The 15,766-nt window shown below is 54.0% G+C and carries 12 protein-coding genes; 6 read left to right on the top strand and 6 right to left on the bottom strand.

Annotated features, from left to right (window positions below; genetic code table 11):
- The first annotated feature begins 49 nt into the window (after nt 1–49).
- From dapB to caiF, 4 genes are all read left to right on the top strand, one after another.
- Nucleotides 50–871 carry a 4-hydroxy-tetrahydrodipicolinate reductase gene (gene dapB, locus F0Q32_RS10760; RefSeq protein WP_149463055.1) on the top strand — a complete coding sequence of 274 codons (822 nt, stop codon included), beginning with the start codon at nt 50–52 and terminating at the stop codon, nt 869–871.
- Between the two features lie 454 nt (nt 872–1,325).
- The gene (gene carA / locus F0Q32_RS10765; protein WP_149463056.1) at nt 1,326–2,474 is read left to right on the top strand and encodes a glutamine-hydrolyzing carbamoyl-phosphate synthase small subunit; all 1,149 of its coding nucleotides are present in this window, start codon (nt 1,326–1,328) and stop codon (nt 2,472–2,474) included.
- 18 nt (nt 2,475–2,492) lie between these two features.
- Nucleotides 2,493–5,714: a carbamoyl-phosphate synthase large subunit gene (gene carB / locus F0Q32_RS10770; RefSeq protein WP_149463057.1), complete on the top strand. Its 3,222-nt coding sequence runs from the start codon at nt 2,493–2,495 to the stop codon at nt 5,712–5,714.
- Nucleotides 5,715–5,937: 223 nt separating this feature from the next.
- Nucleotides 5,938–6,333 (top strand): carnitine metabolism transcriptional regulator CaiF, encoded by a 396-nt coding sequence (gene caiF, locus F0Q32_RS10775; protein ID WP_149463058.1) that lies wholly within the window; start codon nt 5,938–5,940, stop codon nt 6,331–6,333.
- A 40-nt stretch (nt 6,334–6,373) separates the two neighbouring features.
- Here caiF and caiE read toward each other — a convergent pair whose 3' ends face one another.
- The 6 genes from caiE to caiT all read right to left on the bottom strand — a co-directional run bounded on the left by caiE (nt 6,374) and on the right by caiT (nt 13,543).
- The gene (caiE, locus tag F0Q32_RS10780) at nt 6,374–6,964 is read right to left on the bottom strand and encodes a carnitine operon protein CaiE (RefSeq protein ID WP_149463059.1); all 591 of its coding nucleotides are present in this window, start codon (nt 6,962–6,964) and stop codon (nt 6,374–6,376) included.
- A gap of 72 nt (nt 6,965–7,036) precedes the next feature.
- Nucleotides 7,037–7,822, bottom strand: coding sequence for a crotonobetainyl-CoA hydratase (gene caiD / locus F0Q32_RS10785; RefSeq protein WP_149463060.1), 786 nt, complete (start codon nt 7,820–7,822; stop codon nt 7,037–7,039).
- A 105-nt stretch (nt 7,823–7,927) separates the two neighbouring features.
- Nucleotides 7,928–9,469: a crotonobetaine/carnitine-CoA ligase gene (gene caiC, locus F0Q32_RS10790; RefSeq protein ID WP_149463211.1), complete on the bottom strand. Its 1,542-nt coding sequence runs from the start codon at nt 9,467–9,469 to the stop codon at nt 7,928–7,930.
- 59 nt (nt 9,470–9,528) lie between these two features.
- The gene (gene caiB / locus F0Q32_RS10795) at nt 9,529–10,746 is read right to left on the bottom strand and encodes an L-carnitine CoA-transferase (RefSeq protein WP_015965971.1); all 1,218 of its coding nucleotides are present in this window, start codon (nt 10,744–10,746) and stop codon (nt 9,529–9,531) included.
- 109 nt (nt 10,747–10,855) lie between these two features.
- Nucleotides 10,856–11,998, bottom strand: coding sequence for a crotonobetainyl-CoA dehydrogenase (gene caiA / locus F0Q32_RS10800; RefSeq protein WP_149463061.1), 1,143 nt, complete (start codon nt 11,996–11,998; stop codon nt 10,856–10,858).
- Nucleotides 11,999–12,028: 30 nt separating this feature from the next.
- On the bottom strand, nt 12,029–13,543 hold the full coding sequence (caiT, locus tag F0Q32_RS10805) for an L-carnitine/gamma-butyrobetaine antiporter (RefSeq protein WP_149463062.1): 1,515 nt from the start codon (nt 13,541–13,543) through the stop codon (nt 12,029–12,031).
- Between the two features lie 482 nt (nt 13,544–14,025).
- On the opposite strand from caiT, the gene F0Q32_RS10810 reads away from it, so the two are divergent.
- Nucleotides 14,026–14,799 carry an electron transfer flavoprotein FixA gene (locus F0Q32_RS10810; protein WP_149463063.1) on the top strand — a complete coding sequence of 258 codons (774 nt, stop codon included), beginning with the start codon at nt 14,026–14,028 and terminating at the stop codon, nt 14,797–14,799.
- Between the two features lie 11 nt (nt 14,800–14,810).
- Nucleotides 14,811–15,752 carry an electron transfer flavoprotein subunit alpha/FixB family protein gene (locus F0Q32_RS10815; RefSeq protein ID WP_149463064.1) on the top strand — a complete coding sequence of 314 codons (942 nt, stop codon included), beginning with the start codon at nt 14,811–14,813 and terminating at the stop codon, nt 15,750–15,752.
- Nucleotides 15,753–15,766: the final 14 nt, after the last annotated feature.

Consider the following 15,766-nt stretch of genomic DNA (forward strand, 5'->3'; position numbering starts at 1 on the left):
CTGGTTACTCTGAGAACGGTTTACGCAAAATTAACAAAAGAGAATAGCTATGCATGATGCACAAATCCGTGTCGCCATTGCCGGGGCCGGTGGACGTATGGGGCGCCAGTTAATTCAGGCGGCGATGGCAATGGACGGCGTTCAGTTGGGCGCAGCGCTGGAGCGCGAAGGTTCCAGCCTGCTGGGCAGTGATGCGGGCGAACTGGCGGGTGCGGGGAAAACGGGCGTAACCGTTCAGAGCAGCCTCGACGCGGTTAAAGATGATTTTGATGTGTTTATCGATTTTACCCGTCCGGAAGGCACGCTGACGCATCTGGCGTTCTGTCGTGAACACGGGAAAGGCATGGTTATCGGGACCACCGGTTTTGATGATGCCGGCAAGCAGGCTATTCGCGATGCCTCTCAGGAGATAGCGATTGTCTTTGCCGCCAACTTCAGCGTCGGCGTAAACGTCATGCTGAAGTTGCTGGAGAAAGCGGCCAAAGTGATGGGCGACTATACCGACATCGAAATTATTGAAGCGCACCATCGTCACAAAGTGGATGCGCCATCAGGCACGGCGCTGGCGATGGGCGAGGCGATTGCCTCGGCGCTGAATAAAGATCTGAAAGAGTGCGCGGTATATAGCCGTGAAGGCTACACCGGTGAGCGCGTGCCGGGTACGATCGGTTTTGCGACGGTGCGTGCGGGCGATATCGTCGGCGAACATACGGCGATGTTCGCCGATATCGGCGAGCGCGTAGAGATTACGCACAAAGCGTCCAGCCGTATGACGTTTGCCAATGGCGCGGTGTGTTCGGCTTTGTGGCTGAAATCGAAACAAACTGGTCTTTTTGATATGCGTGATGTGCTTAATCTTAATGAATTATAGTATTTATTACCCATCGTGATGTGGTATTGCAGTCGGTAAGGTATTGATTGCATAGGGCGATATTTTATCGCCCTTTATTTTACTTGTTACGTATTGTTTTATATGTGAAGGCAGTAAAATAATAAGTTATCTTCGTGTTTGTGGTTATTTAAATGTAAATTTTGACCATCCGGTCTACTTTTTTCACGCCTGAGTCCATTTTTAACATTCTTCGTGCCCCGCAAGCGTTTTCCAGTGCAAGTTAGATGATCTTTTTGCCTGTTAAAAGCATCAGTTAAGGCCAGTGGCGCAAAATAATAATAAAAAATGCCCTTTAAGGTAGACTTTTGTCTGGGCTCTCTCTAGAATGCCGCCGTTTGCCAGAAATTCAAAGGTAAGCAGATTTGCATTGATTTATGTCACCATTGTGAATTAATATGCAAATAAAGTGAGTGAATATTCTCTGGAGGGTGTTTTGATTAAGTCAGCGCTATTGGTTCTGGAAGACGGAACCCAGTTTCACGGTCGGGCCATAGGGGCAACAGGTTCGGCGGTTGGGGAAGTCGTTTTCAATACTTCAATGACCGGTTATCAAGAAATCCTCACTGATCCTTCCTATTCCCGCCAAATCGTTACTCTTACTTATCCCCATATCGGCAATGTCGGCACCAATGCTGCTGACGAAGAGTCTTCTCAGGTTCATGCGCAGGGTCTGGTTATCCGTGACCTGCCGCTGATTGCCAGCAACTTCCGCAATACTGAAGATCTCTCTTCCTACCTGAAACGCCATAACATCGTGGCGATTGCCGATATCGATACCCGTAAGCTGACGCGTCTGCTGCGCGAGAAGGGCGCACAGAACGGTTGCATCATCGCAGGGGATAACCTGGATGCGGCGCTGGCGCTGGAAAAAGCCCGTGCGTTCCCGGGCCTGAACGGAATGGACCTGGCGAAAGAAGTCACCACCCGCGAATCCTACAGCTGGACGCAGGGTAGCTGGACACTGGCAGAAGAGCTGCCGGAAGCCAAAAAAGAAGAAGAGCTGCCATTCCACGTCGTTGCCTACGATTTTGGCGCGAAACGCAATATTCTGCGTATGCTGGTTGACCGTGGCTGTCGCCTGACCATCGTTCCGGCGCAAACGTCTGCGGAAGATGTGCTGAAGATGAACCCGGACGGCGTGTTCCTCTCCAACGGCCCCGGCGACCCGGCACCGTGTGATTACGCGATTACCGCGATTCAGACATTCCTCGAAACCGACATTCCGGTATTCGGCATCTGCCTGGGCCATCAGCTGCTGGCGCTGGCGAGCGGTGCGAAGACCATCAAGATGAAGTTCGGCCACCACGGCGGCAACCATCCGGTTAAAGATATCGATAAGAACGTGGTGATGATCACCGCGCAGAACCACGGTTTTGCAGTGGATGAAGCGACACTCCCGGCAAACCTGCGCGTGACGCATAAATCTCTGTTCGACGGCACGCTGCAAGGTATTCACCGTACCGATAAGCCAGCGTTCAGTTTCCAGGGTCACCCGGAAGCGAGCCCGGGCCCGCACGATGCCGCACCGCTGTTCGACCACTTTATCGAGCTTATTGAGCAATACCGTCAGTCCGCGAAATAATCAGGAGTTATAAAAGCCATGCCAAAACGTACAGACATAAAAAGTATCCTGATTCTGGGTGCGGGCCCGATTGTTATCGGCCAGGCGTGTGAGTTTGACTACTCCGGCGCCCAGGCGTGTAAAGCGCTGCGTGAAGAGGGTTACCGCGTCATTCTGGTGAACTCCAACCCGGCAACCATCATGACCGACCCGGAAATGGCCGATGCGACCTACATCGAGCCGATTCAGTGGGAAGTGGTACGCAAGATTATTGAAAAAGAGCGCCCGGATGCGGTGCTGCCAACCATGGGCGGCCAGACGGCGCTGAACTGCGCGCTGGAACTGGAGCGTCAGGGCGTGCTGGAAGAGTTCGGCGTCACCATGATTGGTGCCACCGCCGACGCGATTGATAAAGCAGAAGATCGCCGTCGCTTCGACGTGGCGATGAAGAAAATCGGCCTCGATACCGCGCGTTCCGGTATCGCGCACACTATGGAAGAAGCGCTGGCGGTTGCCGCTGACGTCGGCTTCCCGTGCATCATCCGTCCTTCCTTTACCATGGGCGGCACCGGCGGCGGTATCGCCTACAACCGCGAAGAGTTTGAAGAGATTTGCGAACGCGGCCTGGATCTCTCCCCGACCAATGAACTGCTGATTGATGAATCATTGATCGGCTGGAAAGAGTACGAGATGGAAGTGGTGCGTGATAAAAACGACAACTGCATCATCGTCTGCTCTATCGAAAACTTCGATGCGATGGGCATCCACACCGGTGACTCCATCACCGTGGCGCCGGCGCAAACCCTGACCGATAAAGAATACCAAATCATGCGTAACGCCTCGATGGCGGTACTGCGTGAAATCGGCGTTGAAACCGGCGGTTCTAACGTCCAGTTCTCAGTTAACCCGAAAAATGGTCGTCTGATTGTTATCGAAATGAACCCGCGCGTGTCTCGCTCCTCTGCACTGGCATCGAAAGCGACTGGCTTCCCGATTGCTAAAGTGGCGGCGAAACTGGCGGTCGGTTACACCCTTGATGAGCTGATGAACGACATCACCGATGGCCGTACTCCGGCTTCCTTCGAACCGTCCATCGACTACGTTGTGACCAAAATCCCGCGCTTTAACTTTGAGAAATTCGTCGGTGCGAATGACCGTCTGACCACCCAGATGAAATCCGTCGGGGAAGTGATGGCGATTGGTCGCACGCAGCAGGAATCTCTGCAAAAAGCACTGCGTGGCCTGGAAGTGGGCGCAACAGGGTTTGACCCGAAAGTGAGCCTGGATGACCCGGAAGCGCTGACCAAAATTCGTCGCGAGCTGAAAGACGCTGGCGCAGAGCGTATCTGGTACATCGCGGATGCGTTCCGTGCGGGCCTGTCCGTAGACGGCGTCTTCAACCTGACCAACATCGACCGCTGGTTCCTGGTACAGATTGAAGAACTGGTGCGTCTGGAAGAGAAAGTGGCGGAAGTGGGCATCAACGGCCTCGACGCAGACTTCCTGCGTAGCCTGAAACGTAAAGGCTTTGCCGACGCGCGTCTGGCTAAACTGGCAGGCGTACGCGAAGCGGAAATCCGTAAGCTGCGCGACCAGTACAACCTGCACCCGGTCTACAAGCGTGTGGATACCTGCGCGGCAGAATTCGCGACCGACACCGCGTACATGTACTCCACCTATGAAGAAGAGTGCGAATCCAACCCATCTGACCGTGACAAAATTATGGTTCTCGGCGGCGGCCCGAACCGTATCGGCCAGGGTATCGAATTCGACTACTGCTGCGTACATGCCTCGCTGGCGCTGCGCGAAGACGGTTACGAGACCATCATGGTGAACTGTAACCCGGAAACCGTCTCCACCGACTACGACACCTCCGACCGTCTCTACTTCGAGCCGGTTACCCTGGAAGATGTGCTGGAAATCGTGCGTATCGAGAAGCCGAAAGGCGTTATCGTCCAGTACGGCGGCCAGACCCCGCTGAAACTGGCGCGCGCACTGGAAGCCGCTGGCGTACCGGTTATCGGTACCAGCCCGGACGCCATCGACCGTGCGGAAGACCGTGAACGCTTCCAGCATGCGGTTGACCGTCTGAAACTGAAACAACCGGCAAACGCCACCGTCACCGCTATCGAAATGGCGGTTGAGAAAGCGAAAGAGATTGGCTACCCGCTGGTGGTGCGTCCGTCCTATGTCCTTGGCGGCCGCGCGATGGAAATCGTCTACGACGAAGCTGACCTGAAACGCTACTTCCAGACCGCCGTCAGCGTCTCTAACGACGCACCGGTTCTGCTCGACCGCTTCCTCGACGATGCGGTAGAAGTGGATGTGGACGCTATCTGCGACGGCGAAAGGGTGCTGATTGGCGGCATTATGGAGCACATCGAGCAGGCGGGCGTACACTCCGGTGACTCCGCATGTTCTCTGCCTGCGTACACTTTAAGCCAGGAAATTCAGGATGAGATGCGCCAGCAGGTGCAGAAACTGGCCTTCGAATTGCAGGTGCGCGGCCTAATGAACGTGCAGTTTGCGGTGAAAGATAACGAAGTCTACCTGATTGAAGTTAACCCGCGTGCGGCGCGTACCGTACCGTTCGTCTCTAAAGCGACCGGTGTTCCGCTGGCGAAAGTGGCGGCGCGCGTGATGGCAGGCAAAACGCTGGCCGAGCAGGGCGTGACCAAAGAAATCATCCCGCCGTACTACTCGGTGAAAGAAGTGGTGCTGCCGTTCAACAAATTCCCGGGCGTTGACCCGCTGTTAGGGCCAGAAATGCGCTCTACCGGGGAAGTGATGGGCGTGGGCCGCACGTTCGCAGAAGCGTTCGCTAAAGCGCAACTGGGCAGTAACTCCACCATGAAGAAACAGGGCCGCGCGCTGCTCTCCGTGCGCGAAGGCGACAAAGAACGCGTTGTTGACCTGGCGGCAAAACTGCTGAAGCATGGCTTCGAGCTGGACGCGACGCACGGCACGGCGATTGTGCTGGGCGAAGCAGGTATCAACCCACGTCTGGTGAACAAGGTGCATGAAGGTCGTCCGCACATTCAGGACCGTATCAAGAATGGCGAATACACCTACATCATCAACACCACTGCGGGTCGCCAGGCGATTGAAGACTCCAAGCTGATTCGCCGCAGCGCGCTGCAGTACAAGGTGCATTACGACACCACCCTGAACGGCGGTTTCGCAACGTCCATGGCGCTGAATGCGGATGCGAAAGAGAAAGTGATTTCGGTGCAGGAAATGCACGCGCAAATCACGAAGTAATCGCATTTCTCATCGTCTGATGAAACGGTTCCTGTAAAGGAACCGTTTTTTTTCGCCTTCAGTTCATTCCTGGTGCCCTTAATCTCTTTTCATTGTAACAACCACGATTTAGATCACATCCCTCAACATTTAAGTCGCATACCATTTCACATAACCCTGATTTTAATGTGGCTTAATGTGAGCAGGCCATAACAGATTTTTAATTCGTAAAAATGGTGTGAATATGAGTGAACAATGTGTTGGTAAGCCACTCTACTTGTTAATTGCCGAATGGATCATGGCAGAAGATCGTTGGGTAACCGCAAGAGAGATCTCCATTCATTTCGATATTGAACACAGCAAAGCGATTAATACACTTTCCTATATTCTCTCTGAGGTGGGAGAAATTAGCTGTGAAGTCAAAATGATCCCCAATAAGCTGGAAGGGCGAGGGTGTCAGTGTCAGCGGTTGGTAAAAGTGGTGGCCATTGATTCTCAGCTGTATGAGCGAGTTAATCAACATGTACGGGAAAAAATGGCGGGTGTGAGGAAAACGCCGCACATACCTGCGGTACCGCCAGCCGGGCTTAATCGTGAGCAAAAATGGCAAATGATGCTGTCGAAAAGTATGCGTCGGTAATCACGTTTGCCGGAGGGCGTAGCGCCGCCATCCGGCAACCTCAGCGTTTTGGTTTTACCTCTGTCGTCCCTTTCAGACGCGGGCGGTTTTCTTCCATCATCGTTAAAGGTTCGGTTAGTTGTAATCCGGTTTTGCAGCGCACCGCAAGATCCTGATACTCGCGGGTATTCAGTCGCTTCCAGCGCATTTCTTCATCGGTCACGTCACGCAAAATTCGCGCGGGGGAACCGACCAGCATTTGCCGGGGCATACCGGCGAATCCGGCTTTCACAAAGCTCATGGCGGCGACAATGCTTTCATCACCAATTACCGCACCGTCCATGATGACGCTGTTCATGCCGACTAAAGCGTCGCGGCCAATCACGCAGCCGTGAAGAATCGCGCCGTGGCCGATATGGCCGTTTTCGCGCACGATGGTATCCGTGTCGCAATAGCCATGCATGATGCAGCCATCCTGGAGGTTTGACCCGGTCTCAAGGATTAACCGCCCGTAATCGCCGCGCAGTGAGGCGTGAGGGCCCACGTAGACACCCGCGCCGATAATGACATCGCCAATCAGCACCGCGCTGGGGTGGACGTAAGCCTGCGGGTGAACGACGGGGATCAGGCCTTCAAAGGCGTATATGCTCATGTTGACTCCTGTGCCGGGATTTGCCGGATGGCGGCGTGAACGCCTTATCCGGCCTACGGGGGCATTGCCGGGTTAACGCCCCTTCCACACCGGTTCACGTTTTTCGGCGAACGCTAATGGGCCTTCGATGGCATCTTCGGAATGCAGCACTGCCGGGTAATGTTTTAACGCGCCGCTGCGCATGAAACGGTAACCCTCTTCAACGGTCATTTCGCTGGTGGTGCGGTAAATTTCTTTCAACGCCGCCAGCGCCAGCGGGGCGCTTTGCACTAACTGCTGTGCCAGTTCGCGGGCGTTCGCCATCAGTTCTGGCTGCGACACTACGCGGTTCACGATGCCCCAGCGCTGCGCTTCTTCCGCCGTCATGCGACGCCCGGTCATGACCATTTCGTTGAGGATTGCCGGAGGCAGATATTTCGGCAGACGCAGCACGCCGCCGCTGTCCGGAACGATACCGAGTTTGGCTTCCGGCAGGGCGAAGCTGGCATTATCCGCGCACAGAATAAAATCAGCGGCCAGAGCCAGTTCGAAGCCGCCGCCAAAGGCGTAGCCGTTCACTGCGGCAATGACCGGTTTATCGAGGTCAAAAATTTCGGTTAACCCGGCGAACCCGCCCGGGCCGAAGTCGGCATCTGGCGCTTCCCCTTCGGCGGCGGCTTTCAGATCCCATCCCGCAGAGAAAAATTTCTCGCCCGCACCGGTAATAATGGCGACGCGCAGTTCCGGGTCATCGCGGAAATTAAGAAAGACTTCGCCCATTTCGAAGCTGGTTTTTGCATCGATGGCATTGGCTTTTGGGCGGTCGAGGGTTATTTCCAGAATCGCGCCGTTACGGGTCAGATGTAATGAATCACTCATTTTTCCACTCCTTATTCTGTTTTCAGCGGGCAATACCTGACCCGCAAAAACAGATGCGTTTTTGTTTTCAGAGAATATTCAGCGGCATGACTGCCGCTATGGCTGTTACTTCAGGTTCTTCTTAATTATTTTCCCTGAGCAGTTACGGGGCAGGTCAGTTCTGATCTCCATATAAGACGGCACTTTAAATTTCGCCATATGCGTTTCGCAGAAGTGGAAAAACTCTTCCTGACTCAAGGTTTCACCGTCATTGAGTACCACAAAGGCTTTTATGGCTTCGTCGCGAATATCGTCTTTAATACCAATCACCACGATGTCCTGAATTTTGGGATGCGCAGCGATAATATTTTCCAGCTCGACGCAGGAGACGTTTTCTCCCCCGCGTTTAATCATGTTGCAGCGGCGATCAATAAAATAGAAAAAGCCTTCGTCGTCGCAGTAGCCCGAATCGCCCGTGTGCAGCCAGCCATCCGCCTGCAATGTGCTGGCAGTGGCATCCGGGCGCAGATAGTACTCTTTAAAAAGTGTTTTCCCGGGCTCGCCCTTGATGCAAATTTCACCGATTTCACCCGGGGGGAGCGGTCGGTTATGGTCATCGCGAATTTCCGCCTGATAGCAAAAACCAGGGCGACCAATCGACGGCCAGCGCCGTTTATCACCGGGCCTGTCGCCAATAATGCCGACGATAGTTTCAGTCATGCCGTAGGAGGTAAGTAGCCGGACGCCAAAGCGCTCGATAAACGCGTCTTTCTCCGCGACCGAAAGATTCAGGTAATACATCACTTCGCGTAGCCGATGCTGATTGTCGGTCGGCGCAGGCGGCTGCACCATCAGCGTGCGGATCATCATCGGAATGCATTCTGTGACGGTCGCGCCATAGTGACGAACCTGCCCCCAGAAGGCGCGGGCGCTGTATTTTTCAATCAGCACAAACGTCGCCCCGGCGGAAAAGGCCGCCATCGCCGCGGTACACTGGCAGTCGATATGAAACGCGGGCATCACCGTCAGATAAACATCGTCTGCGCGCAACGCGCACTGCCAGGAGGAGTAATAGCCTGCGAAACGCAGATTATAATGGGTGATCACCACGCCTTTGGGGCGTGACGTGGTGCCAGAGGTAAACAGAATTTCGGCGGTATCTTCCGGGCTTAACGGTGGTGTATAGCGCAGTGTGGCGGGCTGTTCCGCTTTCAGACGTTGAAAATCAAGCTCTTCGTCTTCGCCATCTATCAGACAGATCGTTTCCAGTTGGGTGGTGTGCGCCGCGCGAATCTGGCGATACATCGGGTAAAAACGGGTGGTGGTCACCAGCAGGCGTGCCTGGCAGTGATGTAAAATCCATGCGCTCTCTTCCTGTAACAGCCGCGCATTAATCGGCACCATAATCGCGCCGATTTTGGCCAGCCCAAACCAACAGAAAATAAACTCCGGGCAGTTATCAAGATGCAGGGCAACCTTGTCGCCTTTACGCACGCCCAGCGCGTGAAACAGGTTTGCTGTGCGCGTGATTTCCGCATTGAGCGATGCATAACTGAATTGCTGCACGTCGCCCGCGCAGGATTCCACTATCAGCGCCGTTTTCTCTCCGTAAACTTCCGCCAGACAGTCCCACATCTGACGCAAGTGTTGCCCGCCAACCATATCCATTGCACATTCACCCACAAAATAGTCCTGTGGTTAGCCGGTGGCCCGGCTAACGCATCCTGTTAATCCTCAACTTTGGCCAGCCCTTTGCCGACCAGTGCCTGAATATCGCTCTCGCTGTAGCCGATATTTTTCAGAATGGCGGCGGTGTCCATGCCGTGCGACGGCATACCACGCCAGATTTTCCCTGGGTTGTTTTTAAATTTGGGCATTACGTTCGGGCCTTTGCAGGTGCGACCGTCCATGGTTTGCCATTCGGTGATGGATTCTCGAGCGACGTACTGTGGGTTGCCTTCCAGTTCAGGGATGGTCAGCACTTTGGCGCAGGCAATATGCAGCTCGGCAAAACGGGCCTGTACCTCGGCGATGGTGTGCGCCGCCAACCATTCATCAAGCTTCTCTTCTACCAGTGGACCATAGGGGCACTCAATGCGATGGATCAACTGTGTGCCTTCTGGTACTTCTGGCGTACCCAGAATGTGCGCGAGGCCAATATCTTTAAAGCATTCATTGATTTGAGTGATGCCTACGAGTTCCATTACGATGTAGCCATCGGCGCACTTATAGAGCCCGCAACCGGCGTAGTAGGGGTCTTTCCCTTTGGTCATGCGTGGGCAGATTTCGCCGCCGTTGAAATAGTCCATCATGAAGTACTGACCCATACGGAGCATGACTTCATACATCGCGATATCAATGCTTTCGCCTTTACCCGTTTCGCGCACTTTATACAGCGCCGCGAGGGCGGAGGTGGTGGCGGTCATTCCCGAGAAATAGTCTGCGGTGTACGGGAACGCGGGCATGGGTTGGTCGACATCGCCGTTCTGAATCAGATAGCCGCTAAAGGCCTGAGCGATAGTGTTATAAGCCGGAAGATTGGTGTACTCCTCCGTGCCGTACTGACCAAAGCCGGAGAGGTGGGCGATAACCAGTTTCGGGTTGTGCTGCCACAGAACTTCGTCGGTAATTCCACGACGCGCAAAGGCCGGGCCTTTACTGGCTTCGATAAAGATATCGGTGGTTTCCATTAACTTCAGAAACGCTTCGCGGCCTTCATCTTTGAAAATATTGAGCGACAGCGCGCGCAGGTTGCGGCGCGACAGTTGCGGGTAGTTGGGTTGCACGCGAATGGTGTCAGCCCAGGCGACGTTTTCAATCCAGATAACTTCCGCGCCCCATTCGGCAAACATCTGCCCGGCAAAAGGCCCGGCAATTTCGATACCCGAGAAGACAACCCGTAATCCGGCCAGCGGACCGAATTTCGGCATTGGTAGATTTTCCATAACAGCTCCTGACAGATTTTGTAGGCCTGATAAGCGAAGCGCATCAGGCATCGGCGCACGATTGCCGGATACGGTGTAAACCCTTATCCGGCCTACGAAACGTGCCTTATCAACGATATTGTTTCAGCACGGCACGGCCCAGCGTCAGGATCTGCATTTCATCAGACCCCCCGGAGACACGATCTACGCGCAGGTCACGCCAGAAACGGGTGATGCGGTGGTTACCCGCAATCCCCACGCCGCCCAGCACCTGCATCGCGGTATCTACAACGTCAAATGCCGCATTGGCGCAGAAGTATTTGCACATCGCTGCATCGCCAGAGGTGATGGTGCCGTTATCGGCTTTCCAGGCTGCTTCAAACAACATGTTTTTCATGGAGTTAAGTTTGATAGCCATGTGCGCGAACTTCTCCTGAATCAACTGGAAGCGGCCAATGGTTTCGCCAAACTGCACGCGCTGGTTAGCGTAACGGGCGGCGTCTTCGAAGGCGCACATCGCGGTGCCGTAGTTGGTCAGCGCCACCAGGAAGCGTTCGTGGTCAAACTCCTCTTTCACACGGTTGAAGCCATTCCCTTCGCGGCCAAACATGTCTTTTTCTTCCAGCTCAACATCGTCGAACGTCAGCTCGCAGCAACTGTCCATGCGCAGACCGAGTTTTTCCAGCTTGTTGATCTTGATACCTGGTTTGCTCATATCGACGCACCATTCGGTGTAAATCGCTTTGTCCGGCGATGCGCCATCGCGCGCCATCACCACCACGTATGGGGTGTAAGCGCTACTGGTGATGAAGCATTTGCTGCCGTTGAGGTAAACCTTGCCGTTTTTGCGAGTGTAGGTGGTTTTCAGGCTGCCGACGTCAGAGCCCGCGCCGGGTTCGGTAATCGCCGAGTTCCACATCTGTTTACCGGTGCCCTGGAAGGCCATTATCTTGTCGATCTGCTCCTGGGTACCTTCGCGCAGGAAGGTGTTGAAGCCGCCTGGCAATTGATAGAGCACGTACGTTGGCGCACCGAGGCGGCCCAGCTCCATCCACACCGCAGCGACGGTGACAAACCCGGCATCCAGTCCACCGTGTTCTTCCGGCAGCAGCAGGCTGTCGATTCCCATATCGGCCAGCGCTTTCACAAAACGTTCCGGATAGACGCTGTCGCGATCGCACTCGGCAAAATAGGCTTCCCAGTTTTCACTGGCCATCAGTTCACGAATACCGGCGACAAACAGTTCCTGCTCATCATTCAAATTGAAATCCATCTTCTAACCTCTTAATCGTGTTGGGTTTAATTAGTCTTTCCAGTTCTGCTTCGCGTCTTTGATAAAGGAGAGCGTCACCATGATATTGACGAAGAACAGCGGGCAGCCGCCGGCGATGATCGCCGTTTGTATCGGTTTCAAGCCGCCGAGCGCCAGCAGGACAATGCCGATAATGCCGACCAGGATTGACCAGCCGATGCGAACCAGCAGCGGCGGCTCTTCGCCATCGCGCACTTCGCGACAGGTGGACATCGCCAGGGTGTAGGAGCAGGCGTTAATCAGCGTGACGGTGGCAATAAAGCAGAGGATGAAGAATCCCCACATGGTGGCGGTGCTGAGCGGTAATGCGGCCCAGGTTTCAATGATGGCGCGCGCCACACCGTGTTGTTCAATCAGTTGCGGAATGTTGAGGATGTTTTTATCCATCAGCAGCAGAGTGTTACTGCCAAGGACGGTCCACAAAATCCAGGTTGATGCGGTCAGGCCAAGCACCATACCGAAGCAGAGTTCACGCACGGTACGACCGCGGGAAATACGCGCCAGGAAGATACTCATCTGGATGGCGTAAATCACCCACCATGCCCAGTAGAAGACTGTCCAGCCCTGCGGGAAGCCGCCTTTACCGATCGCGTCGGTATAGAACAGCATGCGCGGCAGATACATCAGCAGCATCCCGACGGAGTCGGTGAAGTAGTTCATGATGAAGCTGGCGCCGCTGACGATAAATACCCAGCCCAGCATCAGGAAGCTTAAGTAGCTGCGCACGTCACTGGCGATCCTGACCCCTTTTTGCAGGCCGCAGGCGACGCAGATGGCGTTCAGGATAATCCAGCAGGTGATGATGATGGCGTCGAGTTGCAGCGTATGCGGAATGCCAAACAGCCACTGCATACACTCGGTGACCAGCGGCGTCGCCAGACCCAGACTGGTGCCCATCGCGAAGATTAACGCCACCAGGTAGAAGTTATCGACGATGGTACCGAACAGACCTTTCGCGTGTTTTTCGCCAACCAGCGGCACCAGGGTGGAGCTGGGGCGAATCACATCCATCTTGCGAACAAAGAAGAAGTATGCAAACGCCACGGAGAGGAAACTGTAGGTTGCCCATGGCAGCGGCCCCCAGTGGAACAGGCTATACGCCAGACCAATCTCTTTCGCTCCGGTCGAGTTTGGTGCAAGCGCGAACGGCGGTGTGGAGATGTAGTAGTAGATTTCGATGGACCCCCAGAACAGCACGGCCGCTGACGTACAGGAGGCGAACATCATAAAGATCCAACTGGCGGTACTGAATTCCGGTGGTTCGTTACCGAGTTTCTTTTTAGCGTACGGGCCAAACACCAGCCAGAACCAACCAAATAGCATGACGACCATGTACCATTCAAATGCCCAACCCCAGACATTGGTAACATAGCTAAATACGGCATTAATAACGACGTTCGCCGCGTCAAGATCGCGAACGGTTAGCCAGCAAAGTATTCCCACAATAATTAACGGCGGGAAAAAAACCTTCGGCTCTATTCCTGACTTTCTCTTTTCATTTTTCATGAGTGAATTCCACTGTGAAGACTAAAATTATTTAGCGTTCCCGGTTGTTCCATTTTTTGTCTATTATTGTTAATAATTTATTAATAACTATTTAACCTTAAAGTGGCGTTGGAAAGTAATTCATAATGGGTATTCGAATTCAGGCATTCTGTGATTGTGGTCACACTTCATTGCGCGAGGTAATTTGTTCATAAATAGATAAAATGTGATTAATAATCATTATGTTATTTGTTTTATGATGCCTGATTGAGGCCGTTGTCTTTCAATATTGGTGATCCGCCAAACAATATTGAAAATCTGACGGGCGAGGAGCATGTGTTCAATATTGTTGAGATAGATAACATTATTGAAAGTTGTATTTTTCAGCGTGTGACATTTTCAATATTGGTGATTATTGTTTTATTTCCGAATTAAAGTGCGTGATATCTATATTTACCACCGCCGATATGGACGATGATCCCTTCATGATTTCTGGAGATGCAATGAAGATAATTACTTGCTACAAGTGCGTGCCTGATGAACAGGATATTGCGATCAATAACGCTGATGGTTCATTAGATTTCAGCAAAGCGGATGCGAAGATCAGCCAGTACGATCTCAACGCCATCGAAGCCGCTTGCCAGTTAAAACAACAGGCCGCAGACGCTCAGGTGATTGCCATGAGCGTGGGCGGTAAGGCGCTGACCAATGTCAAAGGCCGCAAAGATGTGCTCTCTCGCGGGCCGGATGAACTGGTTGTGGTGATTGACGATCAATTCGAACACGCGTTGCCGCAGCACACGGCCGCCGCGCTGGCCGCTGCGGCACAGAAGTCTGGCTTTGATCTGATTGTGTGCGGTGACGGTTCCTCTGATCTTTATGCGCAGCAGGTGAGCCTGCTGGTGGGCGAAACCCTGGGTATCCCGGCGGTGAACGGCGTCAGCAAGATCCTGTCACTTACCGACAACACGCTCACCGTTGAGCGCGAACTGGAAGATGAAACCGAAACGCTGGCCATCCCGCTGCCGGCGGTGGTGGCTGTCTCAACCGATATCAATACCCCACAGATTCCTTCAATGAAAGCCATTCTGGGCGCGGCGAAAAAACCGGTTCAGGTGTGGTCGCCAGCGGATATTGGCTTCATCGCGCAGGAAAGCACCTCTTCACAGCAGGTTGCCGCGCCGAAACAGCGCGAGCGTCAGCGCATCATCATTGAAGGCGATGGCGAAGAACAGGTCGCCAAATTTGTCGATCATCTGCGCAAAATCATTAACTAATAGGGGATGTTATGAGCAAGTTTTCCAGTGTCTGGGTATTCAGCGATACCCCTTCTCGCCTGCCGGAACTGATGAGTGGTGCACAGGTATTAGGCGAAAAAATCCATACGTTCACCCTTAGCGACGCGGATAGCGCGCTGGCGTTCCAGTTGGGGGCCAATCAGGTATGGCAACTGTGTGGCAAGCCGGACGATCGCATGATGGAAGATTATGCGGGCGTGATGGCCGATACCATTCGCCAGCAGGGGGCGAACGGCCTCGTACTGCTGCCAAACAGCCGTCGCGGCAAATTGCTGGCGGCGAAACTCGGTTTCCGCTTGTCGGCAGCGGTCTCTAACGATGCCAGCGCGGTTGTGGCGCAAGAGGGAGACGTTGCGGTTAAACATATGGTGTATGGCGGCCTGGCGATTGGCGAAGAGACGATCCGCTCGCCGTTTGCGGTGATGACGATCAGCAGCGGAACATTTGATGCCGTACTGCCGAATGCATCGCTCAGCGGCGAGGCGCAGAAAGTCGAGTGGCAAGCCCCTGCGGTAGCGATCGCCCGCACGGCGACGAAGCCACGCCAGAGCAGCAATGTTGATCTGGACAAAGCACGTCTGGTGGTCAGCGTGGGTCGCGGTATCGGCAGCAAAGAGAATATCCCGCTTGCCGAGGCGCTATGTCAGGCGATCGGCGCTGAACTGGCCTGTTCTCGCCCGGTGGCGGAAAACGAAAAATGGATGGAGCATGAGCGCTATGTCGGTATCTCCAATCTGATGCTGAAACCGGAGCTCTATCTGGCAGTCGGTATTTCCGGACAGATCCAGCATATGGTCGGCGCGAACGGCGCACAGACGATCTGCGCGATCAACAAAGATAAAAACGCGCCGATCTTCCAGTATGCCGATTACGGCATCGTGGGCGATCTGATGAAGATCCTGCCTGAGCTGACCCGCACGTTAGCCCGCTAGCGCCTCTGTACAGG

The sequence above is a fragment of the Pseudocitrobacter sp. 73 genome (genome assembly GCF_008369545.1).
Taxonomy (GTDB): Bacteria; Pseudomonadota; Gammaproteobacteria; order Enterobacterales; family Enterobacteriaceae; genus Pseudocitrobacter; species Pseudocitrobacter vendiensis.